24 protein-coding genes and 2 tRNA genes are annotated in these 24137 nt (G+C 68.5%); 12 read left to right on the plus strand and 14 right to left on the minus strand.

What is annotated here, in order from left to right; genetic code table 11:
- Positions 1 to 22 precede the first annotated feature (22 nt).
- The 4 genes from FHX42_RS13020 to FHX42_RS13035 form a co-directional block, all read right to left on the minus strand.
- Entirely contained in the window at positions 23 to 1201 is a 1179-nt protein-coding gene (locus FHX42_RS13020) for an alpha-amylase family glycosyl hydrolase (RefSeq protein ID WP_328796091.1), read from the minus strand.
- 76 nt (positions 1202 to 1277) lie between these two features.
- Positions 1278 to 1661: a globin gene (locus FHX42_RS13025; protein WP_182544536.1), complete on the minus strand. Its 384-nt coding sequence runs from the start codon at positions 1659 to 1661 to the stop codon at positions 1278 to 1280.
- A gap of 22 nt (positions 1662 to 1683) precedes the next feature.
- On the minus strand, positions 1684 to 2661 hold the full coding sequence (locus FHX42_RS13030; protein WP_182544537.1) for a mechanosensitive ion channel family protein: 978 nt from the start codon (positions 2659 to 2661) through the stop codon (positions 1684 to 1686).
- Positions 2662 to 2832: 171 nt separating this feature from the next.
- Positions 2833 to 4953, minus strand: a complete 2121-nt coding sequence (locus FHX42_RS13035; RefSeq protein ID WP_182544538.1) for a prolyl oligopeptidase family serine peptidase — start codon at positions 4951 to 4953, stop codon at positions 2833 to 2835.
- 329 nt (positions 4954 to 5282) lie between these two features.
- On the opposite strand from FHX42_RS13035, the gene FHX42_RS13040 reads away from it, so the two are divergent.
- From FHX42_RS13040 to FHX42_RS13050, 3 genes are all read left to right on the plus strand, one after another.
- Positions 5283 to 5792 carry an HNH endonuclease gene (locus FHX42_RS13040; RefSeq protein WP_220480322.1) on the plus strand — a complete coding sequence of 170 codons (510 nt, stop codon included), beginning with the start codon at positions 5283 to 5285 and terminating at the stop codon, positions 5790 to 5792.
- A 701-nt stretch (positions 5793 to 6493) separates the two neighbouring features.
- Positions 6494 to 6751 carry an aa3-type cytochrome oxidase subunit CtaJ gene (gene ctaJ, locus FHX42_RS13045; RefSeq protein WP_182544540.1) on the plus strand — a complete coding sequence of 86 codons (258 nt, stop codon included), beginning with the start codon at positions 6494 to 6496 and terminating at the stop codon, positions 6749 to 6751.
- Positions 6738 to 7241, plus strand: coding sequence for a DUF5130 family protein (locus FHX42_RS13050; RefSeq protein WP_182544541.1), 504 nt, complete (start codon positions 6738 to 6740; stop codon positions 7239 to 7241). Before ctaJ ends, FHX42_RS13050 begins: the two co-directional genes overlap by 14 nt.
- Positions 7242 to 7296: 55 nt before the next feature.
- Here FHX42_RS13050 and FHX42_RS13055 read toward each other — a convergent pair whose 3' ends face one another.
- Together FHX42_RS13055 and pepN are read right to left on the minus strand one after the other, a co-directional pair.
- Positions 7297 to 8058, minus strand: a complete 762-nt coding sequence (locus FHX42_RS13055; protein ID WP_182544542.1) for a response regulator — start codon at positions 8056 to 8058, stop codon at positions 7297 to 7299.
- A gap of 131 nt (positions 8059 to 8189) precedes the next feature.
- The gene (pepN, locus tag FHX42_RS13060; RefSeq protein ID WP_182544543.1) at positions 8190 to 10769 is read right to left on the minus strand and encodes an aminopeptidase N; all 2580 of its coding nucleotides are present in this window, start codon (positions 10767 to 10769) and stop codon (positions 8190 to 8192) included.
- Between the two features lie 199 nt (positions 10770 to 10968).
- Between pepN and FHX42_RS13065 the strand changes: the two genes are divergently transcribed.
- Positions 10969 to 11610, plus strand: a complete 642-nt coding sequence (locus tag FHX42_RS13065; RefSeq protein WP_182544544.1) for a mycothiol-dependent nitroreductase Rv2466c family protein — start codon at positions 10969 to 10971, stop codon at positions 11608 to 11610.
- A 208-nt stretch (positions 11611 to 11818) separates the two neighbouring features.
- On the opposite strand, the gene FHX42_RS13070 is transcribed toward FHX42_RS13065, so the two are convergent.
- Together FHX42_RS13070 and FHX42_RS13075 are read right to left on the minus strand one after the other, a co-directional pair.
- Positions 11819 to 12616: an MBL fold metallo-hydrolase gene (locus tag FHX42_RS13070; protein ID WP_182544545.1), complete on the minus strand. Its 798-nt coding sequence runs from the start codon at positions 12614 to 12616 to the stop codon at positions 11819 to 11821.
- 4 nt (positions 12617 to 12620) lie between these two features.
- Positions 12621 to 13349: a 2-phosphosulfolactate phosphatase gene (locus FHX42_RS13075; protein ID WP_328796092.1), complete on the minus strand. Its 729-nt coding sequence runs from the start codon at positions 13347 to 13349 to the stop codon at positions 12621 to 12623.
- Between the two features lie 58 nt (positions 13350 to 13407).
- Between FHX42_RS13075 and FHX42_RS13080 the strand changes: the two genes are divergently transcribed.
- Genes FHX42_RS13080 through FHX42_RS13090 form a run of 3 tightly spaced genes read left to right on the plus strand, consistent with a single transcriptional unit; the run spans position 13408 to position 15049 of the window.
- Positions 13408 to 13878: a ribose-5-phosphate isomerase gene (locus FHX42_RS13080; protein ID WP_182544546.1), complete on the plus strand. Its 471-nt coding sequence runs from the start codon at positions 13408 to 13410 to the stop codon at positions 13876 to 13878.
- 4 nt (positions 13879 to 13882) lie between these two features.
- Entirely contained in the window at positions 13883 to 14236 is a 354-nt protein-coding gene (locus FHX42_RS13085) for a hypothetical protein (protein WP_182544547.1), read from the plus strand.
- 3 nt (positions 14237 to 14239) lie between these two features.
- Positions 14240 to 15049, plus strand: coding sequence for an Fpg/Nei family DNA glycosylase (locus FHX42_RS13090; RefSeq protein WP_182544548.1), 810 nt, complete (start codon positions 14240 to 14242; stop codon positions 15047 to 15049).
- Positions 15050 to 15073: 24 nt separating this feature from the next.
- On the opposite strand, the gene FHX42_RS13095 is transcribed toward FHX42_RS13090, so the two are convergent.
- The 5 genes from FHX42_RS13095 to FHX42_RS13115 form a co-directional block, all read right to left on the minus strand.
- Positions 15074 to 15829 carry a hypothetical protein gene (locus tag FHX42_RS13095; RefSeq protein ID WP_182544549.1) on the minus strand — a complete coding sequence of 252 codons (756 nt, stop codon included), beginning with the start codon at positions 15827 to 15829 and terminating at the stop codon, positions 15074 to 15076.
- An 86-nt stretch (positions 15830 to 15915) separates the two neighbouring features.
- Positions 15916 to 17139, minus strand: coding sequence for a GNAT family N-acetyltransferase (locus FHX42_RS13100; protein ID WP_182544550.1), 1224 nt, complete (start codon positions 17137 to 17139; stop codon positions 15916 to 15918).
- A gap of 46 nt (positions 17140 to 17185) precedes the next feature.
- Positions 17186 to 17812, minus strand: coding sequence for a 2'-5' RNA ligase family protein (locus tag FHX42_RS13105; RefSeq protein ID WP_182544836.1), 627 nt, complete (start codon positions 17810 to 17812; stop codon positions 17186 to 17188).
- Positions 17813 to 17913: 101 nt separating this feature from the next.
- Positions 17914 to 19386 (minus strand): MDR family MFS transporter, encoded by a 1473-nt coding sequence (locus FHX42_RS13110; RefSeq protein ID WP_235987282.1) that lies wholly within the window; start codon positions 19384 to 19386, stop codon positions 17914 to 17916.
- 195 nt (positions 19387 to 19581) lie between these two features.
- Positions 19582 to 19652: transfer RNA gene (locus FHX42_RS13115), tRNA-Gly, on the minus strand.
- Positions 19653 to 19749: 97 nt separating this feature from the next.
- Between FHX42_RS13115 and FHX42_RS13120 the strand changes: the two genes are divergently transcribed.
- Together FHX42_RS13120 and FHX42_RS13125 are read left to right on the plus strand one after the other, a co-directional pair.
- Positions 19750 to 19823 (plus strand) — tRNA-Pro (locus tag FHX42_RS13120).
- A 76-nt stretch (positions 19824 to 19899) separates the two neighbouring features.
- Positions 19900 to 20094 carry a hypothetical protein gene (locus FHX42_RS13125; protein ID WP_182544551.1) on the plus strand — a complete coding sequence of 65 codons (195 nt, stop codon included), beginning with the start codon at positions 19900 to 19902 and terminating at the stop codon, positions 20092 to 20094.
- 12 nt (positions 20095 to 20106) lie between these two features.
- Here the strand turns inward: FHX42_RS13125 and FHX42_RS13130 are convergent, their stop codons facing one another.
- Positions 20107 to 21033 (minus strand): sucrase ferredoxin, encoded by a 927-nt coding sequence (locus FHX42_RS13130; RefSeq protein WP_328796093.1) that lies wholly within the window; start codon positions 21031 to 21033, stop codon positions 20107 to 20109.
- Between the two features lie 211 nt (positions 21034 to 21244).
- On the opposite strand from FHX42_RS13130, the gene tig reads away from it, so the two are divergent.
- From tig to FHX42_RS13145, 3 genes are all read left to right on the plus strand, one after another.
- Positions 21245 to 22648, plus strand: coding sequence for a trigger factor (tig, locus tag FHX42_RS13135; RefSeq protein WP_182544552.1), 1404 nt, complete (start codon positions 21245 to 21247; stop codon positions 22646 to 22648).
- A 173-nt stretch (positions 22649 to 22821) separates the two neighbouring features.
- Positions 22822 to 23448, plus strand: a complete 627-nt coding sequence (locus tag FHX42_RS13140; RefSeq protein WP_182544553.1) for a ClpP family protease — start codon at positions 22822 to 22824, stop codon at positions 23446 to 23448.
- A gap of 50 nt (positions 23449 to 23498) precedes the next feature.
- A complete protein-coding gene (locus FHX42_RS13145) occupies positions 23499 to 24131 on the plus strand; it encodes an ATP-dependent Clp protease proteolytic subunit (RefSeq protein WP_182544554.1) in 633 nt (210 codons plus the stop codon).
- The last annotated feature ends 6 nt before the right edge of the window (positions 24132 to 24137 follow it).

Genomic DNA, 24137 nt, shown 5'->3' on the forward strand with positions numbered 1-24137 from the left:
ACCACCCGGAAAGAGGAATGGATCACACCAACCAGGCAGCCGTGTCGGGGGGCAGGTGCTCCTGCATCAGCGGACCGCTGGAAAGCAGCACCTCGCCCGGTGGCAACGGCACCGGTTCTTCGGAGGTGTTCACCGCGCAGACGAGAGAGCCTCCACGCCGGAAGGCGAAGCACCCGGCGGGTGCTCCGTACCACTCGACGGTGTCCCCCTCGGCGTGCGTTCGTCTCGCTTCGAGAGCCTCGCGGTACAGCGACAGGGTCGAGACCGGATCCTCCAACTGGGCTTCCACGGTCAACCGTGCCCACTGCTCGGTCAACAGTGGCGGTACGGTCGCCGCCTCCCAGGGCATCGGCACCCGGGTGGAGAGCGGGTTGTCGGGGAGCGCGAGCTCCTCGCCGCTGTCGACGCGGACAGCACCGGGCAACGCCAGCGTGACCAGGGCCATCGCACGTGCACGTGCCGTGCCCTTGTCGCCTCCTCCGTGGTGCGTCACCTGGCGTGGACGTCCGTGGTCCGCCGTCATCCAAGTGGGGCGGGTTCCCAACGACTCCGCCTCCGCGAGACCGTGACTGATGACCTCGCGCAGCTTTTCCGCGTCGAAGGTGACGTCAGCCATCCCCGGGTGAAACTCGAGGTGCCACCCCCCGGAACGGTCCTTTTCGGCCAGCGCGGCCACCACCCGCTCCGGGTACTCCTCGACCGTGGAACGAATCAGGTCGCTGATCTCGGTCACGGCGTCCGCCGCCGGCATGCTCTCCTCAGGAGCGCTGTGGGAGGCCGTGGGTGTGATGCGGACCCCGTCGGCACCCCGCTCCATCCAGAACCGCAGCGTCTCGGCGAGCTCCTCCCGCGAGCGCGCCTGCCGGAGCTCGGCGATGTCGACGCCCACGTCGATCATCAGCCGCAGGTCGCAGTCGTGCGCCTCCTCCGCGAGGAACTCGAACGATTCGAGTACCGCTCCCGCCTCGTGCGGGTCGGTCACTGACGGGCCGGCACCGGTCATCGGCACCGAGGTCAACCAGAGAGCGTCGACACCCAGCAGCTCCAGGTATCCCAGTCTCTCGCGTACTCCGTCGAGATCACCGACGCCGTCCCCGTCGGAGTCGGCGAACCACCGCAGGTCGGCCTCGTAGAAAATCGCGTCCCGCCACCACGAAGGCGCCTCGGAGCGCGGGAGGTGATTGTCAGGGGAGCGGCGCACGATGTCCCATCCTGCCATCGGTCGTTCGCCCCCGGTGGGGGCGGAGTCGGATACCTTCCTGGGCTGCTGTTCCGGATCAGAACCAGGAGTTCACCATGCCGTGTGCGGCCATCTCCATGTACTGCCACAGCTGGTCGCGGTGCTCGGGGGCGAGCTCGGCCTCGTCCACCGCGATGCGCATGCAGCGCAGCCAGGCGTCCCGCTCGGTCAGGCCGATCTTGAACGGCGCGTGCCTCATTCGCAGGCGGGGGTGGCCGCGTTCCTCGGAGTAGGTGCGCGGGCCGCCCCAGTACTGCATCAGGAACAGCCGCAGACGTTCCTCCGCGCCGCTGAGATCCTCCTCGGGATAGAGCGGGCGCAGCAGCTCGTCCTTGGCCACCTCTTCGTAGAACCGGGCCACGATGAAGCGGAAGGTGGGCTCGCCGCCTACCTGTTCGTAGAAGGTTCCGGGCGTGCTCACACGTTCTCCCTACGGAGTGCTTTCAGGACTGGTGGTTCTCCGAGTTTGGCATCAGGCGCCCCGCTGGGTAAGGGGGCTTGATGCTCTCGACGTCGTAGGCACGCTTGATCTCGGCGCGCAGTTTGCGTTGCACCGACCACTGCTGTCCGGGGCGGACCTTGGCCGTCAGCCGCAGGGTGATCGTATCGGAAGTGATCTGGTTGATTCCGAGCATTTCGGGTTCCTCCAGGACGTCCGAGGACAGCGGTTCGCGGCAGGCGGCTTCGGTGGCGACGGTGCCCGCGACCTCCTGAGCCTTCTTCACGTCGCTGCTGTGGGCGACCGGCAGGTCGACCACGGCCACCGCGTAGCCCTGGCTGGAGTTGCCCACGCGGAGGATCTCCCCGTTGCGGACGTACCAGACCGTACCGTTGACGTCGCGCAGCGTCGTCACGCGCAGGCCCACCGTCTCCACGGTGCCGGTGGCTTCGCCGAGGTCCACCCAGTCCCCGACGCCGTACTGGTCCTCGATCATCATGAAGACACCGGAGAGGAAGTCGCGTACCAGGTTCTGCGCGCCGAAACCGAGGGCGACACCGACGATACCGGCCGAGGCGATCAGCGGACCCAGGTCGATGCCCAGCACCTTGAGCGCGTAGATCAGGGCGAAACCGAAGACGACGAACGAGGCCAGGGATTTCAGCACGGAACCGATCGTGCGCGCACGCTGACTGCGCCGCTCGGCCAGCGTCTCCCCGGCGAGGGCCTCGCCGCGCTGTTCCCGCAGGGGCTGTAGCAGCTTCGGGGGTTTGCCGTTGGTCTGGGACAGTCGGCCGATGGTCCGGTGCGCCAGCCAGCGCACCACCAGTGCCACGGTCACGATCAGGAGGATCTGCAGCGGCTTGGCGATCAGCATGTCCGCGTACTTCGCCAGCCACGGATTCTCGGACCACTGGAAGACCGTGTTACACCAGGTGTCGACCTCGTTGACGCACTTGGGCTCGGATAACGCTTCGATCATGGTTCGGGGGCTCCATGGTGATGTTTCGCAGGGGGCGACGCTCCGCTCGCGACTCGCAGGGCGTGCCGGCCCACGCTCGGGGGAGGTGCTTCGTGAACGCCCCGCCGTTCACGACGCATCGCGACGATCTTCGAATCGCCACGTCAGCCGGCCTCGGGGGCGGGAGGCGTCCTACTCGGGGACGAGTCCCGTGGCCTCCGCGAGAAAGGCGAGCTGGTCGGTCGCCAGCCCCACCGTACGTGAAACAGCGCGAGCGGAGTGCCCCACCTCGGTTTCCCTGCGCAGTAGGACCGGTTGCCCGGTGGGGGGCGATACCGTGGCGTGTTGCAGCGCGGCGCACATCTTGCGAGCGTGCGAGGGGTCCACGCGGGAGTCCGACTCGAAGACGGTGAACAACACCGACGGGTAGTCGGTGCCCTTCGTCACGCGGTGGTACGGCGAGTACTCCAGCAACCAGCCCAGCTCCTCGGCGACCTCGGCACTGCCGTACTCCTCACTCCACAACGGCCCCAGCAGGAACTTCTCGTAGCGCACCATGTCCAGGAGCGGAGCCGAGCAGACCACCGCCCGGTAGAGCTCGGGCCGCTGGGTCAGGGCCGCCCCCACCAGCAGGCCTCCGTTGGAACCGCCGGTGATCGCGAGTTGTTCAGCGCTGGTCCAACCCTGCCTGATCAGGTGTTCGGCAGCGGCGTGGAAATCGTCGAACACGCGTTGTTTGTTCTCCCGCATCCCGGCGCGATGCCAGGACTCACCTTCCTCGCCGCCACCGCGCAGTGAGGGCTGCGCCCACACGCCACCCGCGGCGACCCAGGCCAGCGCCGAGGGCGAGTACCCGGGCTCGCGGGACAGGGAGAACCCGCCGTAGCCGGTGAGCAGTACCGGGCGCGTGCGGTCGGGCTCCGGGGTGGGACTCAGCACGAACATCCGGACCGTGGTGCCGTCAGCCGAGGTGTAGCGCACCTGGCTGGTGTGCACCGGAGGCAGTTCGGGGGTGCCGGGGGCCTGCTCGGTGAGCGTGGTCCGCCCGGTCGTTCGCGAGTGGGAGTACACGCACGGCGGGGTGGCGAAGTCGGTCCAGCCGATCCACACCCGTTCGCCGTGCACCTCTGTGTGCTCGTCGACCGTGGTCAGCCCGGTGACCTGACCGGTACCCGGCAATGGCACCGTGCCGGTGGCCTCGCCGGTGTCGGGATCGTGCAGGGCCAGTTCGGAGACCGCGTGCCGCGTTCGCAGCACCGCGATCCGGGCGGGAGCCTCCGCGGTCGGAGGCAGCCGACGAGCGGCTTCGAGGACGGAGTCCTGCTCCTCACCGACCAGCTCCACCCAGTCGGCCGGGTCCGGAGCCGTGGGGTCGGCCACGCAGAGCCTCCAGCGTGGCGCGTTCAGCGTGGTCTGCACGTACAACCGCCCGTCCTGCTCCACCCAGGCCGAGGCACGAACCTCGTCGGAGTCGCTGAGGACGCGGTGCAATCGGGGGATCGCGGCACCGTCGGAGAGGTCGCCGATCCACAGCGAGTCGCGTCGCGCCGTGCCCGGACTCCCGTGGATCAGCAGCCAGCGCCCGTCCCGGGACACGCTCACTCCGAAGAAGAAGGTGTGGTGCAGGTCCTGGCCGTGGACGAGCAGGTCCTGGGCGGGATCGGTGCCGATGCGGTGCCGCCATACCCGGCGGTGGAACTGGCGCTCGTCCTCGGGGACCGATTCGGGAGGCAGCCTGCGGACGTAGAAGATCTCCGCCCCACCGGGCAGCCACGCCACCGACGACGAGCGGCACCGGTCGATCGGGCCGTCCAGGAGCTCCCCGCTGTCCACGTCGAGGACGTGGAGCACGGATTCCTCGTCACCACCCGTCGAGACCTGGTAGGCGAGCCGCTCACCCTCCAAACTCGGCGACCAGCGGTCGAGCGTCGTCAGCCCCGAGGGGTCGAGTGCGATGACGTCGAGCAGCACGCGCTCGTGGCCGTCGGCCTCCTGCACGAGCAGGACGGGGAACTCCTGGTCGGGAGCGCGTCGGGTGAAAAACGCTCGTCCGGCCCGCCACACGGGAGCCGAGACCGAACCGGCCCGCAGCAGGAACCTCATCCGGTCGGCGAGCGGTTCCCGGCCCGGGAGCGCGTCGAGCCACGTTCGGGCGAGCTCGTCCTGGGCCGGCGACCACTCCCGAGTACGCTGGTCGGCGGGATCCTCCAGCCAGCGATACGGGTCGGACACGGTGTGGCCGTGGAGCTCCTCGACGAGCTCGGCTCGTTCGGCGTTCGGGTAGGACAGGGCCGTTGGTTCCACGTCGGTCACAGTTACCGACCATACGGACTTCGTCCCGATGCTTCGGAGCGTTTCCTCGCGTGCGTTTTTCGGGACGGAGCGGTTTCGGACTCGTGCGAAGGGGGCACGCCCTTCGATTTGATGTTGGTTCAGCCTGGCTTCACCGAAATTTTCCCGGTGCGACGGGGATCACACGTGCGTTCCGGCCGGGTTTTGTGTTCGACTATTGCTCGGTAACCGGTGGAGGTGGTCGAGTGCCCGACCGAAAACCCACGCCTGCCGGCGCAGCCACGGGGCTGGCGTCGCGGACCGTTTCGTGCCTGTCGCACGGTACGACGTCCCGGTGGAAGCGGCGCGTGCTGTTGCTCAACACGACCTTCGAGCCGCTCACCGCGCTGCCGTTGCGCCGCGCGATCGTGCTGGTCATGTGCGGTAAGGCCGAGGTGGTTCACGGAGACTCGGCCGGGGACACGTTGCACTCGGCCACCAGCAGTCTCGAGGTGCCCTCGGTGATCCGGCTGAGCACCTTCGTGCAAGTGCCCTATCGCGGACGAGTGCCGCTGAGCCGGCCGGCGTTGATGCAGCGTGACAACTATCGGTGCGCGTACTGCGGCAAGCGCGCCGAGACCATCGACCATGTCGTACCGCGCAGTCGTGGTGGCGGACATTCCTGGGAGAACTGCGTCGCCTGCTGCGCGAGGTGCAATCACCGGAAGGCGGACCGGACTCTGCGCGAGCTGGGATGGCAGTTGTCCGAAACGCCGCGAGCTCCTCGGGGGAGGCACTGGCGACTGGTTTCGGGAACGCATGATCCCGATCCGCTCTGGCTTCCTTATCTGGGTGAACAGGTACCCGGTCGCGGTAGCTGAGACTTTCCTGCTCAAACCGCGACTCGCCTCCGCCTGCCGCTGATGCGCACGCCGCTCCTGCCGCTGATGCGCACGCCGCGGTGATTGCTGGTACGTACCCCACTCCGGCTGTCGACGCGGCCGCCGTGACGGTTGCCGACGTGGCGGTCGCTGATGCGGACACCGGACCTGCTGCTGATCCGGACGCCGTGGCGTGTACTGATGCGTACGCCGCTCCTGCCGCTGATCCGTACGCCACTGTCGTAACTATTAATGCGCACACCGTGTTCAATGAGTGCGGCCCTGTAGTCCGAACGGGTGAAAGTGCGGTCCTGATTTTGGCGGTTGCTCGGGAGCATTATGTACCTCCTGTAGTCGTGGTCTTGCCTGGAACAAGTTTGATCGAATACGCAAGACCCATACAGGTGAAACTAGAATCACCACTGGCCGGATACAAGCCGCCAACTTGACCGCCGGTTGCCCCCTTCCGGTCGGACTCCGAACAGTGGTCGGCTTCGGGTGAACGCTGTAAAATCGGTGGGTTAACACACGGTGTTTGGTGACACACCGTGATCTCTGGACGGCTTCTGTGTGACTTTTGGATGATTTTTCGAGCTGTGTCACCCGTTACGCGGGACGTTCCGGGGTGCTCGCTTCCGAGGTCACCTTTTTCCGTCGTGCCTCTTGGCCCGGACGCGACGAACATCGGATACCGTGCTGGTGTGACTGTCCTGCAGACCCTGCTCGTCTTGGCGGTGATCCCCGCGGCCATCTACGGGGTGGTCGTGCTCATCGTGCTGTGGCCGAAGTTCGTCCATCGCCCCCGTTATCGCGCCGGTCAGGAGTGGAACTTTCCGCCGGTCTTCTGGGTGGCCGACCCGGGGAGCGTGACTACGAGCAGCCCGCCGGCGAAGGAGACCGACACCGGGACGGAGCCACAGCTCAACACGGCTCGGGGAGGCGCACGTGGCAACTGGTGACATCGCGGAGACCTCGGCCGGGAAGCGGTCCGAGGAACTGGCGACCGGTGAGGTGCGCATGCCCACCGGGCGAGTTTCGATCGCTCGACGCATCGAGCCGCAACGGCCGAGCCTGCCCTTCAGCCAGGGCCAGCTCACGCGTCTGGACGAGGCGTTGGCACTGTCCAGCCGTACGACGGGCCTGGAGTTCGCGATCTACCTCGGTGATCTCGGCGAGCAGACTCGTGAGCGTGCCGAAGAAATCCACGCCAACCTGGCGGGACGGTCCCCGGAAGGGGTGCTGATCGCGGTCTCGCCCGGTCAGCGCCAGATCGAAGTGATCACGGGTGAGGAGTCCCACCGGCGGGTTCCGGACCGTACCTGCAAGCTCGCCGTGATGAACATGGTCGCCTCCTTCAAGGAGGGCGATCTGGTCGAGGGACTCGTCGGCGCGTTGCGGATGCTCTCGGATGCGGCCGGGACCCGTTTCGAGTCCACCCCCGGACACTGAACCCGAGGTCGGCCGGCCCGTTACGCGCGAATCCCCTCGAAGGGACTCTTCCGGGTCACAGCAGGTCGAAGTTCTGGAAGTGCCGGAACATCTCGTAGGCCGAGGACGTCGTGGCCACGGCGCCGAGTCGACGGGCCTGGTCTCCGTACTGCGACTGGCCGCGCTGCGCGCTGAACACGATGACCGGGATGTCCACGCCGAGGTCGCGCAGTTCGCGCAGCAACGCGAGGCCGGCGTCGGTGCGGCGCCGGCCGTCCTCCTTGCGGGACATGTCCGACACGATCAGCCGGTACGGGCGGTTGGCCACTTCCGAGAGGGCGTCGTCAGTGGTCCGAGTGGTCGTGACTCGCACTCCGTTGCTTCGGAGTTGCTCCACGAGCAGCGCGTGGGTCTCCGGCCGCTCGGCCACCCAGAGCACGGCGAACGGTTCCGGGCCGGTGGGAGCGTGCACCGGGGGCAGTTCGGTCTCGTCGGAGGGCTCGGGGGCCTGCTCGAACTCGGAGAACTCGTCCGGTGCCCGCTCCACGGGAGGTTCGGAGGCCGACTCCGGTTCGGACGGCCGTGGCAGCGTGGTCCGCTCGCTCTCATCCAGCTTCTCGTTGAGATTGCTCAACTGACGCTGCAGGTCCTGGATCATCTCGTTCTGCTGATCGTTGAGCTCGTGGAACGTCAGCCGCTGGCCACCGACCTCGAACTCCAGCTCGCGCCGCTCGGCGGTACGCAGCACCCGCCAGATGGCCCGTCGGAAGATGAGCAGGGCCACCAGCGTGATCAGCGGCCAGAGGAGCTGGGATATCGAGGAGATCAACTCGTGCATGACCGCTCCACCGCTCGCCGGACCGCTGCGATCATCTTACGTGACGTGTCCATGCGAGTCCGTAGCGTCACGAAGCGGCGCGGTGGTGGTCGAGCTCGCCCGAAACGGCCACCACCGCGCCTGCTCGTTCCTCAGGAGCGGTCGAACTCCCGTGCGGCGAGGGCGCGCACGATCCCCGCGCGGCCTTCGGAGACCAACCTGCGCAGAGCGGGCGGGTGCTCACCGGCCAACCACGCGTCGGCGGCCTGCACGGTCTCCGGCTCCACGGCCCACGAGGGGAACAGGCCGATCACCGTCGGCTGAGCACGCTCGCTGGAGCGCCGCTGCCAGACTTCGTCGATCTCGTCGAAGTAGCGCTGCACGTAGTCCACCAGCAGTTCGCGCTGGCGCGGGTGCTGGAAGCCGCTGATGATCGCTTCGTTGATGGCGTTGGGCAGCTCGTCGTCGTGTACGGCACGCTGCCACGCCCGCTCCTTGGCCTCCGGCGTGGGGATCAGCGCCCTGGCCCGTTCCGCACGCCGCTGACCCGTCGCGGTCGGGTCCTGGATCAGCTCGGCGTCGATCTCGGTCTCCTCGGCGACACCGTGGGCGACCAGCGCTTGCAGCAGCCGCCAACGCAGGTCGGTGTCGACGGTGAGGCCCTTCAGCGGTGCCGAACCGTCCAGCCACCCGCGCAGCACGGCCAACTGATCGGTGTTGAGCACCGAGCTGGTCAGCGAGTTGACCAGGGCCAGCTGGTGGTCCGAACCGGCCTCGGCGGTGCGGGCGAGCTCCAGCACCCGCTCCGCGTAGCGTTGCCAGCCTTCCGGCTGCCATGCCGGATCGGCGTAGGAGGACAGCGCGGTCTGGGCCTGCATCAGCACCCGCTGCACGACCCCGATCTCGGTCTCGGCGCCGATGCCGCCCGCGGCGTCCTGCCCGAGCACCAGAGTCACGAAGTCGCGCGCCTTGAGCTCGGCCTCCCTGGTCATCTCCCACGCGGTGGACCAGCACAGCGCGCGCGGCAGCGACTCGGAGACGTCCCCGATGTGGTCGATCAGCGTGGCCAGCGACTCCGGATCCAGCCGCATCGTGCAGTAGGTGAGGTCGTCGTCGTTGACCAGCACGAGTTTGCCGCGGTGCGTGCCGAGCAGCTCCGGCACCTCGGTGCGTTCGCCGGTGACGTCGAGCTCCACCCGGTTGGTGCGAACCAGCTTGCCGGTGGAGTCGTCGTCGTAGACGCCGACGGCCAGCCGGTGGGTACGGTGCTCGCCCTGGCCGGGCCTGGCCGGGCTCTGGAGCACCGCGAACTCCGTGAAGCGCCCGGCCTCGTCGGTGGCGATCTTGGGCCGCAGCATGTTCAGCCCCGTGGTCTGCAGCCACTGGGCGCTCCACCACGACAGGTCGCGCCCGGAAGCCTCCTCCAGCGCGGTCAGCAGGTCCTCCAGCGTGGCGTTGCCCCAGGCGTGGCGGTCGAAGTACACCTTCAGACCGGACAGGAAGTTCTCCAGGCCGACGTAGGCGACGAGCTGCTTGAGCACCGACGCGCCCTTGGCGTAGGTGATGCCGTCGAAGTTGACCTCGACGGCCTGCAGGTCGGGGATGTCGGCGGCCACCGGATGGGTGGAGGGAAGCTGGTCCTGGCGATAGGCCCAGGACTTCTCCACGTTGGCGAACGTCGTCCAGGCGTGCGTGTACTGCGTGGCCGATACCTGGGCCAGCACGCTGGCCCAGGTCGCGAACGACTCGTTGAGCCACAGGTCGTTCCACCAGCGCATCGTGACGAGGTCGCCGAACCACATGTGCGCCATCTCGTGCAGCACGGTCTCGGAGCGGCGTTCGTAGAGGTACTCGGTAACCCGGGAGCGGAAGACGTACTCCTCGAGGAAGGTCACGCAGCCCGCGTTCTCCATGGCGCCCGCGTTGAACTCGGGCACGAAGCACTGGTCGTACTTGGCGAACGGGTAGTTCACCCCGAAGGCCTGGTGGTAGAAGCCGAAGCCCTGCTTGGTCTCGGTGAACAGGCGCTCGGCGTCGAGGTGCTCGGCCAGCGAGGCGCGGCAGTACAGGCCCAGCGGTATGTCGTCCTGGCCGTCGACGCCGTGGAAGGTGTCCCGCCATTCCGCGTAGGGGCCGGCGACGAGGGCGACGAGATAGGTCGACATCGGGGGCGTGGTGTCGAAGACGTGCCGCTTCGCGCCGTCGACCTCGGCGCCGATCTCGGCCGGGGAGTTGGAGACGACCTTCCACTCGGCCGGAGCGGTCACCGTGAGCTGATAGGTGGCCTTGAGGTCCGGCTGGTCGAAGCAGGTGAACATCCGCTTGGCGTCGGCCGTTTCGAACTGGCTGTAGAGGTAGACGCCGCCGTCGACCGGGTCGACGAAGCGGTGCAGCCCCTCGCCGGTGTTGGTGTAGGCGCAGTCGGCGCGCACGACGAGCTCGTTGTCCTCGGCCAGGCCCGGCAGGGTGATCCCGCGGGATTCCTCGTAGTCGGACAGATCCAGCTCGACGCCGTTGAGCACGGCGCTGCGCACCCGGGCGGCGATCAGGTCGATCCAGGTCGTGGCGCCGACGTCGGCGCTGTGGAAGCGCACCGTCGTGGTGGAGCCGAAGGTCTCCACGTCCTGCCCGCCCGCGCCTTCGGACAGGTCCAGGTCCACCACGTACGACCGGACCGTGAGCAGCTCGGCACGCTGCTCGGCCTGCTGGCGGGTGAGATTCGGCGGGGCCACGGATCACCTCGTTGTTCTTCGATGGGCGCCGTCGGTGCGGCATCATTGCGGATTGCTGGCATCCAATCACGTCCACACCGCGCTCGCCGCCGGGCGGGTGTTCGTCGTTCGGCGTGTCGGCGTCTTCGGGAAGAGATCGGGGAGGTCGGCGGTTGAGACGGGGGAACGAGTCGCGAACGATCCGGATCTGGAGATGGCGATGACGACTGTGGCCGAGGCTTACCCCGAACTCTCGGAGCGGCCGAGGGTGGACTTCTACTTCGATCCGGCGTGCCCCTTCGCCTGGGTGTCCTCGCGGTGGATCCTCGAAGTGGAGCAGGTCCGCGACATCGACCTGCACTTTCGGGTGATGAGCCTGAGCGTGCTCAACGAGGGGCGTGACCTGGGCGAGGGGTACCAGGAGCTCATGGACTCCGCGTGGAAGCCGGTGCGGGTGGCCGTGGCCGCGGCCAAGCATCACGGTGCTGACGTGCTCTCGCCGCTGTACACGGCGATGGGCAGGCGGATCCACGATCAGGGCGATCGGGACTTCGACCAGGTGATCTCCGAGGCGCTGGCCGAGGTCGACCTGCCAGCCTCGTTGGCCGATGCCGCCACGAGCAAGGAGTACGACGACGAGCTGCGTGCCAGCCACCACGCCGGGATGGACCCGGTCGGTGACGACGTCGGTACCCCGACGATCCACGTCGACGGCGTGGCGTTCTTCGGCCCCATCACGACGCGGGTTCCCCGGGGAGAGGAAGCGGGCAAGCTGTTCGACGGTGCCCGGCTGCTGGCGAGCTACCCCTACTTCTTCGAGCTCAAGCGCACCCGTACCGAGTCGCCGCAGTTCGACTACTGAGTCGGTTGCACGAGTGGCCGTTGACAGCGTCCGGGGCGGTCTCCGTGCGGGAACGGCTTCGGACACTGGTGCGGTTCGACGGCGGGTCCGCCGAGGTGCGGACCCGCCGGAGTCGACGTGGCGTACGTCGAGAACACGGATCGTCATCGGCACCGTCCGGACGAGTTCCGGACGGTGCCGGCGCGTCGCTGTCCGCGAGGGAGCAACGTCAGCAAGCGGTGTGCCGCAGTGCGGTACGCGTGGTCTCGGCAGGGAGAGGGGATCGGCACAGTGCTTCGTCCGCGGTGATCGCACCGGACGAGACCTCGCTGCACAGCGAGGCCAGGGCGGCGAGTTCGTCCCGCTGGGCGGTGGCGAATCCCGGCCCGACGGGATCGCCGTGGCCGGGTACGAGGGTGGAGCACCGCGATTCCAGGAGGGCGTCCACGGCGTGCGGCCACCGCGACGGGTGGGCGTCCTCGAAATCCGGCGGCCCGCCGCTCTCGACCAGATCGCCGGTGAAGACGACCCCCGAGTCCTCCACCGCGGCGACGAGATCGTGGTCCGTGTGCCCCTTGCCAGGATGGGACAGCCGCACCGACCGCCCGCCCAGGCCGATCACGGTTTCCTCGTGCACGAGATGGTCCGGCACGACCGGAACCGTCCGGGCCAGCGCGTCGGCCGTGTCGTTCCGATCCTGCTCGCGATAGTGCTCGGTCCACGCGTCGCGCTGAGCCGCCGCGGTCCGTTCGAGGTGGGAGACGCATCCCTCGTGCGCCCAGACGGGAGCGGGTAGGAACGCCTCCGTGCCGAAGCAGTGGTCGAAGTGGCCGTGCGTGAGAACCACCTTCCAGGGCAGCGGGGTGATCTCCCGTACGGCCGTGGCGAGCTCTGCGCCCTGCTCGCGGTCACCACGCGTGTCGATCACCAGTGCCCACTCGTCGCCGACGACCAGTCCCACGGACAGGTCCAGCTCCGCGTAGCGGCGCACCAGCACCCCGTCGCCGAGATCCACCCATCGCCCCACGTCGTCACCCCTCCTCGAAGACGCCGTTCCGCAGTCGGGGCGCCACCGAGCTCGTGTTCGTGTCGCAAGCCAGCTCCACATCGTGAGCAAAGCCCCGTGCTGAGAGTTCGCGTCCGGATGCGCCGTCCGTTATCAGCGCACCGAGGCGATGCGCGGCGGCACGGTACGTCACGGCCGCGAGGTCGGCCTCGGAGGAGCACGTGACAGCGTGCTTTCGCAACTCCGCCGTGATCGCGCCTGCTCCGAGCAGGTCTTCCACGGCGGGGCGCAATGCCCCGCCGTTCCAGCGCTCCCCGGCCGCGACAACACCGATCGGCTCCCCGTCCGTTGCGTGCGCGGCCGAGTGCGCGATGGCTGTCGTGTTGCGCAGACAGCCGGTGAACACCGTGGCACCGAGATCGGCGGCTTCAGCGCACAATGTGGCTCCGTTAGGGGAGGGGAGCGCGAGTAATACGCCGGCATGCAGACCCCTCAGCGAGGAGGGACTCAGCGACCATCCAGCGGTGCCGCGTGGTCCGGCCATGACGGCGCCCGCCTCTTCCGCCGCTCGACGGCCGCGCGCGTCGTGCCAACGTAGCGGCAAGACACGGGCGCCCGCTTCGATCGCGACATCAACGCACGTGCTGAAGGACAGCACGTCCACCACGACCACCACGGGGCATTCGGTGGCCAGGTTCCGCATGCCGTCGATCCCCCAGTCGAACCTGACTCCGTGCGGATGCTGAGCGGTCACGACCGCAGAGCCTAACCAGGGTGCACCGGTGGGGTGGTCCGTTTGGCACACTGCGACCGTGCGCGTCTACCTAGGATCCGATCACGCAGGCTTCGAACTCAAGAACCACCTCGTCAAGCGGCTGGCCGATCTCGGCCACGACGTGACCGACGTCGGTCCCGCCGTCTACGACGCCGAGGACGACTACCCTCCCTTCTGCATCGAGGCCGCTCGACGTGTCGTGGCCGACGAGGGCAGCCTGGGCCTGGTCATCGGTGGTTCCGGCAACGGTGAGCAGATCGCGGCGAACAAGGTCCCCGGCGCCCGCGCCGCGCTGGCCTGGAACGTCGACACCGCCAAGCTGTCCCGGCAGCACAACAACGCGCTGCTGGCCGGTATCGGTGCGCGGATGCACACCACCGAGGAGATCGAGCGGATCGTCGACATCTTCCTGGGCACCGAGTTCGAGGGCGGCAGGCACCAGCGCCGCATCGACATGCTCGCCGACTACGAGCGGACCGACGAACCCCCGGCCCTGCCCCACGACTGAGCCGATGCCCACGCAGCGTCAGGCGCTCGCCTGGTTGCTCACGCCCCTGTTGGCGTTCTCGACGACGCTGGCAGGGGTGCTCGTGCTCTTCTACGGCCAGTCCGAGCTGGTTCCCGCCCTGGCGGGTGGTGTCGGCGCCCTCTGTCGCACCCCCGACTGCGTGCTGGGCCTCGGCCTCATGTTGATCGCCGGTGGTTTCCTCGTCCTCTGCGCCTCCGTCGTCGCCGGGACGGTGGTGGGGTTGGTGCACCGCGAACAGTCCGAAGCGAGAGCAGCCGTGCGCCGCGGTCTGTTCGTGGCGCTGTGGTGCGTGCTGGCCTACCTCGTGGGGTCGGTCGTCGTGTCGGTCGTGGTGTAACCCGTGCCCGAAGGTCATGTCCTGCACCGGTTGGCTCGGCTGCACCAGCAGCGGTACGCCGGATCGGCGGTTCGGGTTCACAGTCCCCAGGGGCGGTTCGCCTCCGGCGCCTCGTTGGTCGACGGATTGGTGCTCGACCGCGCCGAGGCGTACGGCAAACACCTCCTGCACGTCTACGCGCCCGACCGCGTCGTTCACGTCCACCTCGGGCTCTACGGCAAGTTCACCGAGCTGCCGGTGCCGCTGGAAGAACCTCGCGGCAAGGTGCGGATGCGTGTGGTCGGGTCGACGCACGGCACTGACCTGCGCGGTCCGGCCGCCTGTGAACTGCTGACGGAGGACGAGGCCACGACGTTGCTCTCGCGGCTCGGGCCCGATCCGCTGCGCGAGGACGCCGATCCCGAACGAGGGTGGGAAAGGCTCACGCGCTCCCGCAGCACCATCGCGGCGCTGCTGATGGACCAGAAGATCGTCTCCGGTGTGGGCAACATCTACCGTGCCGAGGTGCTGTTCCGGCGGGGCATCCCTCCCGAACTGCCCGGACGAGAACTGGACCACGACCGGTGGAAGCTGCTCTGGCGGGACCTGGTCGAGCTGATGGCCGACGGTGTGCGAAGCGGGCGCATGGACACCGTGCGACCCGAGGACATGCCCGAGGTCACCGGACGGGAACCGCGCCAGGACCGCCACGGTGGCGAGGTCTACGTCTATCGCAGGGCCGGCCAGCCCTGCCTGCACTGCTCCACGCCCGTGGCCACCTCCGAGCTGGTGGGCCGCAAGCTCTACTGGTGCCCCACCTGCCAGCGTGGATAGCGCGGACCCCCGGACGGTGACGGGTCAGCCGCCGCCGAGCAGGTCTCCGAAGTCGAAGCCGTCCATGCCGCCGCCCATGTCGTCGGGGCCGCCCATCTCGCCCATGTCGCCACCCATGCCGTCGCCCATGTCACCGCCGGCGAACTCCTCCGGGGAGGCGGCAGCGGCCGAGACGCCGTCCATTCCGCTGAACAGGGCGCCCATGAGCAGGAAGGAACCCATACCCCACGCTCCTGCGGCCAGGGCGGGCTTCCACCACGGCTCGCTGTACCAGCCCTGCGGCACCGGACGCCCGGCGACGGTCCCGCCGGGGTAGTAGTGCGGTGTCCGCTCGCCGGGCTCGGGCGAGGCGACCTGGCGCTGACCGTCGACGTCGACCTCACGGTGTTCGGTGACCCTGCCCGCACGTTGCTGGCCGGCCAGGTCGGGCAGCTCCGGACCGGGGTCCATGTCCATGGCGACCCGGGCACCGCGCACGTAGTAGAGCCCCTCCAATGCGGTCTGCGTGGTCAAACGGGACTGCTCGACCGTGGTGGCCTGCTCCAGCTGTGAGACCGCCGCGGTGTGTCGTTCGGAGGCGTCGACGAGAGCTTGTTTGGCGGCTTCGTTGGTGCCGACCAGGTTCAGTATCTGTCCACCGAGACGCTCGACCCACCGACGTGCTTCGGCCCTGATGTCGTCGAGCTCCTGCTTCCGGACCGTCGCCCGGTGGTTGAACCACCAGACCGCGGCTACCGCGACGAGCACCACGAGCACTAGGAACCAGACGAAGGTTTCCATGACGCCTCCCACGCTCTGTCTCCCACGGCCTGTATCCCGGGCTCTGCCGCGCCCACGGATCTGCACTCTCGACCCTACTCGCGTTTTCAGAACCCTTCGGGGCAGTGCGGAGCGTGTTCGGCGGCGAAGGCTCGCGACGTACGCCGCAACGCGCCCGTTCCGAGCTCGGTGACCAGTCCCGCACGGCCGAGCGCGGACAGGGACGTACCACCCAGGTAGGCGGCGGCGAGATGGGTCGTGTCCACGGCCAGCTGCGCCGAAGCGTCGGACGGGGCGACGTCGGCCACCCCGTCCTCGTCGATCCGCAACCGCCTGCGTCCGGCGTTCCAGGGACAGAAGGAGTCGGTGACCTCGATGACCACGTCCAGTGGTGCCGAGTACCGGCGCGCCCGCAGTGCCCGGTCCAGATCCACCAACCGCACCCACAGGGCGTCCGACACATCGCGCACCGCCAGCCGGGGATCGGCGAGCAGGTTGGTGACGGGTTCGTCCACCGCCGCCTTGTTCCAGCGCACCTCGCCGACGAGGTCGAGATCGAGCAGGTGGCGCCACAACGTCGCGTACGCCCGGGGCGTGGTGGCCGCGACCTCCTGGACGTGAATCTCGTAGGCCGGGCCGCGTGCGGTCCAGTTCGACTTCGGCCGGTAGAGCGCGTAGCCCTCCGGGTGCACCGCGTAGCGCAGTGCTCCGGTGCCGTCCGCACCCGTTTCCTCGTGGAGAACACGGGCGTGCCAGGCACCCTCGTCCCGCGTGAGCCAGCCGATTCGCTGGTCGGCCACCGCGGGATGCACTCGTCGGAGTAGCTCCAGCGCCTCGGTTCGCCCGACCTCGCGCACCGGGCGCGGATCGACCTCCACGGTGGGACGAAAGGCGGCGCCGCGTGGCAGTGCGAGCCGCGCCTCCTCGGAACCCACCGCGTAGCCGAACCGGCCGTATATGGCTCCTTCGGAGGCGAACAGGGCGGCGATCGGTTCGGTGGCGGCTTCGCGCAGGGCGTCCAGCTGCGCGCGCATGAGGGTGGTCAGCACGCCCCGCCTGCGGTGCCCCGGCCGGACACCGACCGCCGTGACAGCGGCCAGCGGGCAACTCACGGCTCCGGGAAGCGTGATTTCCGGAGCCATCAGACCACCGACACCGACGAGCTCGGTGCCGTCGAAAACACCGTGCGAGCGCTCCGGCCGGAACACCGGGCGGAACCGCTCCCGCAACTGCTCGCGACGGTCCGCCATGAGGGCGTCGCTGAACACGTCGAAGTAGCGGTCGTAGTCGTCGTGGGCGAGGGTGTGGGCGGTCAGAGTCGGATCGGCCATGCTCACGTTCCTACCGCCGACGCACCACCGACGCGACCGGCTCTCCTCAGGCGGCGAAGGGCACGGTGTCGACGGTCTCCCACTCGTTGGAGGAGTGATCGCGGCTGAGTTTGACCAGGGACACGGCGGGCACCCGCACCGTGGCGGGAGAGCTCTCCGTGGCCTCCAGCACGGCCTTGGCGAACACGGCCGGGCCCTCGGCCGTGGAGTAGGCGAGGCTGACGTGCTGATCCGTCTGCTCGGGCTCCTCCGGCAGGAGCGACTCGCCGATCACCTCGGCGGTCGCCTCGCGCAGCGTCGAGCGCAGGTCGGACAGGTCCGAGCGCGGTTCGGCGGGCAGCGCCAGCGACTCCGGCAGCACGACGCCCTCCTGGAAGGTCAGCCGCGGCGACGCGGTCGAGGACAGCCGTGTGCGCACGGTGTCGAGCAGCGTGTTGACGCGGCCCTGCGGTACCTCGTCGGTGAACCCGACCTCCTGCAGGAGGATGTGCATCCACTCCAGCGGGACGGGATCGAATCCGGGCAGGTCACGCAGCGCGTACTGGTACTGGTTGGCCAGCTCTCGCAGGGCGGGCTGGTCGCCGAGGGGAAGCAGCCAGGCGTAGCTGGTGCGTCCGGGGCTCCAGCCCGGGCGCCAGCGGGCGTGATTGCGGACCTGGTCGGCGTGGGGCATCTCGGTCACCTTTGAATCATGCATTGCCACGACGTCGTGTGGGACGGTGCGTGGCGCCGGCTTGAGGTATCTCACGCACGAGGCGTGGCACCCACGTTGCCTTACTCGCTCACGGTCGTCTCGGCCGCCTCCGCGCGGCGCGACTGATCGAGCGTGGCCGCCGCGTCGGAGTCGCGCACCCGCAGGGTCAACACCAGGCCGAGCAGGCCGAAGACGACCGCGACCAGGAACGCGCCCCGGTACCCCTGCAGCTGGGCCTGTGCCACCCGGGCGGGCACGTTCGGATCCACTCCGGCCATCGCGGCACTGGTCAGGATCCCCAGCGCGCTGGCCACGACCGCCGTTCCCAGCGCCGTGGCGACCTGCCTGCTGACGTTGAACATCGACGTCGCCTGCCCCATCTCCGCGGAGGTGGTCTGGGCGAACGTGGCGGTCTGCAGCGGTGTCATCAGCAGTCCCATGGCCACCCCCTGCAAGGCCAGCACGCCCACGACGAACCACAGCGAGGTGTGCAGACCGAGCAGCTGCATGGTGGCGCCGACGGCGCTGAGCAGCGCGAATCCCACCGCGATCAGCCGCTTCGGGCCGACGCGCCCGTACGCGCGGCTGACGAACTGGGTCACCACCAGCATGACCAGCGCCTGCGGCATCAGCACCAGCCCGGCCATGACGGGGGAGATTCCGCGCAGGTTCTGCAGGTACAGCGGCAGCAGGAACAACACGCCGAACATGGCCCCCGTCTGGCACAGCAACAGGACGTTGCCGGTGCCGAACAGCCGATGACCGAGCAGCCGCAGGTTCAGCATCGGTTCGGCGACGCTGAGCTCGCGCCACACCAGCGCGCCGAGGAGCAGCACCGCGCTGATCAGTTCCATCCACACGGACGTGCTCGCCCAGCCCCGTTTGGCGGCCTGCTCCAGCCCGACCAGCAGGGTGGCCAGCCCCGATCCGGCGAGCAGGAAACCGGGCAGGTCGAACCGGCCCGGGCGTTGCCGGTGCTCCTCCCGGAGGAACAGCACGGTGAACAGCAGGGCCACCGCCCCGACGGGCAGATTGATGAAGAAGATCCAGCGCCAGCTCGCGTACTGCACCAGCACACCGCCCAGCAGCGGGCCGAGGGCGGGCGCGATGGTGATCGGAATGGCCAGGATCGCTCCGGCCTTCGCGCGTTCGTGGGCGGGGAAGGCCCGGAAGAGCATGGCCTGTCCGACCGGGACGAGCATCCCGCCACCGACGCCCTGCAACACCCTGGCCGCGATGAGCGTGGTGATGTCGGGAGCCAGCCCGCACAGCGCCGAGGCCAGGGTGAATATCATCACGGCCAGCTGGAAGGTGCGCTTGCTGCCGAACCGGTCCGCCAGCCAGCCGGAGGCGGGGATGAACACCGCCAGGCTGATCATGTATCCGGTCAGGACCCACTGCAGCGTGCTCGGCTCGACCCCGAAGCGTCGCCCCAGCGTCGCCAGCGCGACGTTGAGGATGGTGATGTCCAGGATCTGCATGACCAGGGCGAGTACGAAGGTGATCCCGACCAGCCACTTGTACTCCGGCAGTCCCGCGCGCAGTCGTAACAAGCGTGTTCCTCTTTTCCGCATCACGGCACGGGACTCCCGCGTCGGCGGCGGATCCGCTCTCCGGTGCTCCCCAGTAGAAGGCCGTGGAAGTCCAGCATGCGTGCCGCGACGGGGTCGGGCAAGCGAATTGGCCCGGGAGGCCGCCCGAGACGAGAAGGCTCCCCGGTCACCGTGGTGACCGGGGAGCCCGGTGAGAGCGGGTGACGGGAATCGAACCCGCGTGACCAGCTTGGAAGGCTGGGGCTCTACCATTGAGCTACACCCGCGAGGGGGATCGAACATCGGCTGATGTCGACCGCGTGCATCCCACTGTAACGGGTCGCGATAGAGTGCTTGCAAGCACCCGGGTTTTCGGGTGTGTTCCGGGGTGTGGCGCAGCTTGGTAGCGCACTCGCTTTGGGTGCGAGGGGCCGTGGGTTCAAATCCCGCCACCCCGACTCCGGGCCGGTCACCTGCGGGTGGCCGGCCTTTCGCGCGGTAACGGCGGGCGGGGTGCTCCACGATGAGGCAGATGTGCCTACCCACGTCGAGTCATCCTTCGCCCGCTCGATGCGTCCACGCCTGCCCGCCGTGGTCGTGGCGGCCCTGCTGGGAGCCGTTTCGGCCTTTCTGGTGGGGGTTTCGGTGTTCGTGGACACCCCGGCACCGTCGACCGCGCCCGGGAGCGGTATCGCCACGGCGGTCACGCCGACGCGGGCCACCCGGTGACGCGCCGCGTTCTCAGTCCAGCGGGGACACCTGCTCGACGGTCCGGCAAGTCGGTCGTGCGGATGACTTGCCGCAGCTGCTTGGCCGCGGTGGTTCGAGCTCGTGGCTGCGAACGGTCACGGTCCAGCGCCGGCCGTCGCGATGCGTCACGCGGACCTGTCCGTTCTCCGCCGGGGGCTCCTCCACCGACAGGACGTCGGCGAGGTACTCCCCGGTGAATTCGCGAACGGCCAGTTCGGCGGCCTGACCCGCACCGGGCCAGCAGGCTCGACCCCGGCACCCCTCGGTGACGACCTTGCCCGCGAAGGCCGCCGACAGCACGGATTCGGCCTGGTGCGTGGTGATCCTCCCGTAGGTGTAGCCGGAGGGCAGCAGCACGCAGGCGGGAGCGAACCGGTGCCCGCCGGTGTGCGTGGTCTCCCACAGTCCGTCGTGCCGCCCGGCCAGTTCCGAGACCAGCGCCCGGCCCCACACCGCGCAGCACCGGTCACGTCGGCCGTTGGTGCACACGAGCAGCACGGGATCGGACACCGCTTCGCCCCAGGAGTCGTGGTGCCCGCGGGCGATCCGCTCGAAGTCCAGTTCCAGCAGTTCGGCCGGGTCGTTCACCGTGCGCGTGCGCAGCCAGCTCCGCTCGGGACGGGTGTGCGCCAGGTAGACCCGACGGGGTCGATCGGTGTCCGGATGCCGCCCGGGACCGCGAATCAGCTGAACGCGAACACCGGCGGCCTCCGCTCGGGCCGACAGGGCCGCTCCCACCTCGGAGTCGAGATGACTTTGCAGGAGGGCGTCGCGTCCCCAGGGGCCGGGCTGCTCCAGGCACAGCCAACCACCCGCCACCGCGGCCGTGCCCGCGAGGGGTTCGTCGAGTGCCTCGGACAGTGCCGCGCACGTGGTGGCCCCGGTCGTCTCGTGCTCTGCCTCGCCGAGCTGTCGCACTTTTCCCCAAGCATGTCGGTCGGTACGGGCGCGAATACCCGGTACTGTTCCGGCCACGGCAAGTGCAGCGGAACCCAACACCGGGTACTGCGAGAGTACGCAATAGACTCAGAGGTCAGCCCGGCGTCGACGGAGCGATCGGAGATCACGCGCCTTTCGGCTTCCACAGGCACCGCCGGGAGTTTCAAGCACGTTCGCACTAGGAGACCACGTGAAGAGCACCGTCGAGCACCTGAGCCCGACGCGCGTACGGTTCAACGTCGAGGTGCCGTTCGACGAGCTCAAGCCGAACTTCGACCGCGCGTACCAGGAACTGGCCAAGCAGGTCCGAATCCCCGGATTCCGCCCCGGCAAGGTCCCGGCGCGGGTACTGGAGAGCCGCATCGGTCGCGCCCCCGTGCTCGACGAGGTTGTCAACGAGGCGGTTCCGTCCAAGTATCTGGAGGCCGTCAACAGCAGCGAGGTCAGCACTCTCGGCCGCCCGGACATCGAGGTCACCAATATCGCCGACGGCGAGAAGGTCGAGTTCAGCGCCGAGGTCGACGTTCGGCCGGAGCTGACTGTGCCGTCCTACGGCGACCTCTCGGCCACCGTCGAGAACGTCGAGGTCACCGATCAGGAGATCCAGGACCAGCTCGACGAGCTGCGTGCCCGGTTCGGCACGCTGATCAGCGTCGGGCGCCCCGCCGCCCACGGTGACTTCGTCAGCATCGATCTGGCGGCGGAGGTCGACGGCCAGGCGGTCGAGGAGGCCCAGACCAGCGGCCTGTCCTACGAGATCGGGTCCGGCCAGCTCATCGAGGGCATCGACGACGCGCTGATCGGCATGAGCGAGGGCGAGACCGGCACCTTCACCACCAGCCTGGTCGCAGGCGAGTACGCCGGTCGGGATGCCGAGGTCACGGTCACGCTGCACTCCGTCAAGGAGCGTCAGCTGCCGGAGGCCGACGACGAGTTCGCCCAGATGGCCAGCGAGTTCGACACGATCGACGAGCTGATCGCCGATCTGCGCGAGCGGCTCGGCCGGGTCAAGCGCATGCAGCAGGGAATGCAGGCTCGGGACAAGATCCTGGAGTCGCTGCTGGAGCGCGTCGAGGTGCCGCTGCCGGAGAGCGTCGTCCAGTCCGAGGTCGAGACACGCGAGCACGACGCCGTGCACCCGTTCGACCACGACGAGGAGCGCTTCGTCCAGTCGTTGACCGAGCAGGGCTCCAGCCGCGAGGAGTTCAACGCCAAGACGCGGCAGGAAGCCGAGGAGGCGGTCAAGACCCAGCTCGTGCTGGACACGATCGCCGACGCCGACGGCATCTCCGTCTCGGACAACGAGCTCACCGAGCGCATCATCTACCAGGCCCAGCAGTCCGGCACGAGCCCGGACCAGTACGTCCAGCAGATCCAGCAGTCCGGCCAGCTCGGTGCGATCTACGCCGACATCCGGCGCAGCAAGGCGCTGTTCTCCGTGGTGCGTCAGTCCACGGTGACCGACGAGCAGGGCAACGCCATGGACCTGGACGAGCTGTTCGGCACGCAGGAGGACGAGTCCGAGGAGCAGCCCGAGGTCGTCGAGGGCGCCTCCGAGGATCAGTCCGAGGAGAAGTCCCGCGACGATCAGTGATCCGGGGGCCGTGGGGCACCACATCGAAAAACATGCTCTGAGCGAACGTGGGCGGTACTGGGAAGCTGGTGCCGCCCACGTTCGTTAGGGTCAGTCGTAAGGGATCACGGACAACGATTTCGGCCCGGCCGACGCGAAGCGGACGGGTCCATTCCGGAAGAAGGCAGGGAGACGTGACGCAGCACCAGACTGTTCCGGCGTCCGACGCACAGTCGCCGCAGATGCGATCCACCGGTAGTGGCCTCTCGTTGACCGACTCAGTCTACGAGCGACTGCTTCAGGAGCGCATCATCGTCCTCGGCTCCCAGGTCGAGGACTCCATCGCCAACCAGATCTGCTCGCAGCTGATCCTGTTGGCCGCCGAGGACACCGAACGCGACATTTCGCTGTACATCAACTCACCCGGTGGCTCAGTTCCCGCGGGTATGGCCATCTACGACACCATGCAGCTGATCAAGCCGGACGTGGTGACCGTGGCGATGGGTTTCGCGGCCTCGATGGGGCAGTTCCTGCTCTCGGCGGGCGCGCCCGGCAAGCGCTTCGCGCTGCCGCACTCGCGGATCCTGATGCACCAGCCGTCCGCGGGCATCGGTGGCACGGCCTCGGACATCGCGATTCAGGCCGACGTGTTCTCCAAGAACAAGCGCGAGATGGCCGAGCTGATCGCCGAGCAGACCGGACAGACCGTCGAGAAGATCACCGTGGACTCCGACCGCGACCGCTGGTTCACCGCTGACGAGGCTCTCGACTACGGCTTCATCGATCACATCGCCAACCGCGCCAACCTGCCGAGCGCGTGATCGACCGTTCGCGTCCGTCTCGGCAATCACAGTCACGAGGAGTCACCGACGTGAGCTCATTCCAGCTTCCCAACGCCCGGTACAACGTGCCGTCGTTCGTCGAGCGCACGGCCTACGGGGTCAAGGAGTCCAACCCGTACAACAAGCTGTTCGAGGAACGCATCGTCTTCCTCGGCGTGCAGGTCGACGACATCTCGGCCAACGACATCATGGCTCAGCTGTTGTACCTGGAGTCCGACGACCCGGACCGCGAGATCCAGATCTACATCAACTCGCCGGGCGGCTCGTTCACCGCGCTGATGGCGATCTACGACACCATGCAGTACGTGCGTCCGGACGTGCGCACCGTCTGCCTCGGCCAGGCGGCCTCCGCGGCGGCCGTGCTGCTGGCGGCGGGGACGCCGGGCAAGCGCATGGCGCTACCGAACGCGCGTGCGCTGATCCACCAGCCCGCCACCGAGGGTGTCTACGGTCAGGTCTCGGACCTGGAGATCCAGGCCAACGAGATCCAGCGGATGCGCGATCTGATGGAGCAGACGCTGGCCAACCACACCGGCCGGAGCAAGGAACAGATCCGCGAGGACATCGAGCGGGACAAGATCCTGACCGCCGAGCAGGCCAGGGACTACGGGATCGTCGACGAGGTCATGCCCTACCGCAAGCTCTCGCAGCAGCGCTCCTGATCCACG

The organism is Halosaccharopolyspora lacisalsi (assembly GCF_014137975.1).
Taxonomy (GTDB): domain Bacteria; phylum Actinomycetota; class Actinomycetes; order Mycobacteriales; family Pseudonocardiaceae; genus Halosaccharopolyspora; species Halosaccharopolyspora lacisalsi.

What these genes read in the sequence shown, in the direction of transcription:
- FHX42_RS13055 (WP_182544542.1), bottom strand. Translation starts at nt 8,058, where the DNA reads ATGCACGAGTTGATCTCCTCGATATCCCAGCTCCTCTGGCCGCTGATC.
- FHX42_RS13095 (WP_182544549.1), bottom strand. Translation starts at nt 15,829, where the DNA reads ATGGAAACCTTCGTCTGGTTCCTAGTGCTCGTGGTGCTCGTCGCGGTA.
- FHX42_RS13030 (WP_182544537.1), bottom strand. Translation starts at nt 2,661, where the DNA reads ATGATCGAAGCGTTATCCGAGCCCAAGTGCGTCAACGAGGTCGACACC.
- FHX42_RS13085 (WP_182544547.1), top strand. Translation starts at nt 13,883, where the DNA reads ATGCCCACGCAGCGTCAGGCGCTCGCCTGGTTGCTCACGCCCCTGTTG.
- FHX42_RS13065 (WP_182544544.1), top strand. Translation starts at nt 10,969, where the DNA reads ATGACGACTGTGGCCGAGGCTTACCCCGAACTCTCGGAGCGGCCGAGG.
- FHX42_RS13100 (WP_182544550.1), bottom strand. Translation starts at nt 17,139, where the DNA reads ATGGCCGATCCGACTCTGACCGCCCACACCCTCGCCCACGACGACTAC.
- FHX42_RS13105 (WP_182544836.1), bottom strand. Translation starts at nt 17,812, where the DNA reads ATGCCCCACGCCGACCAGGTCCGCAATCACGCCCGCTGGCGCCCGGGC.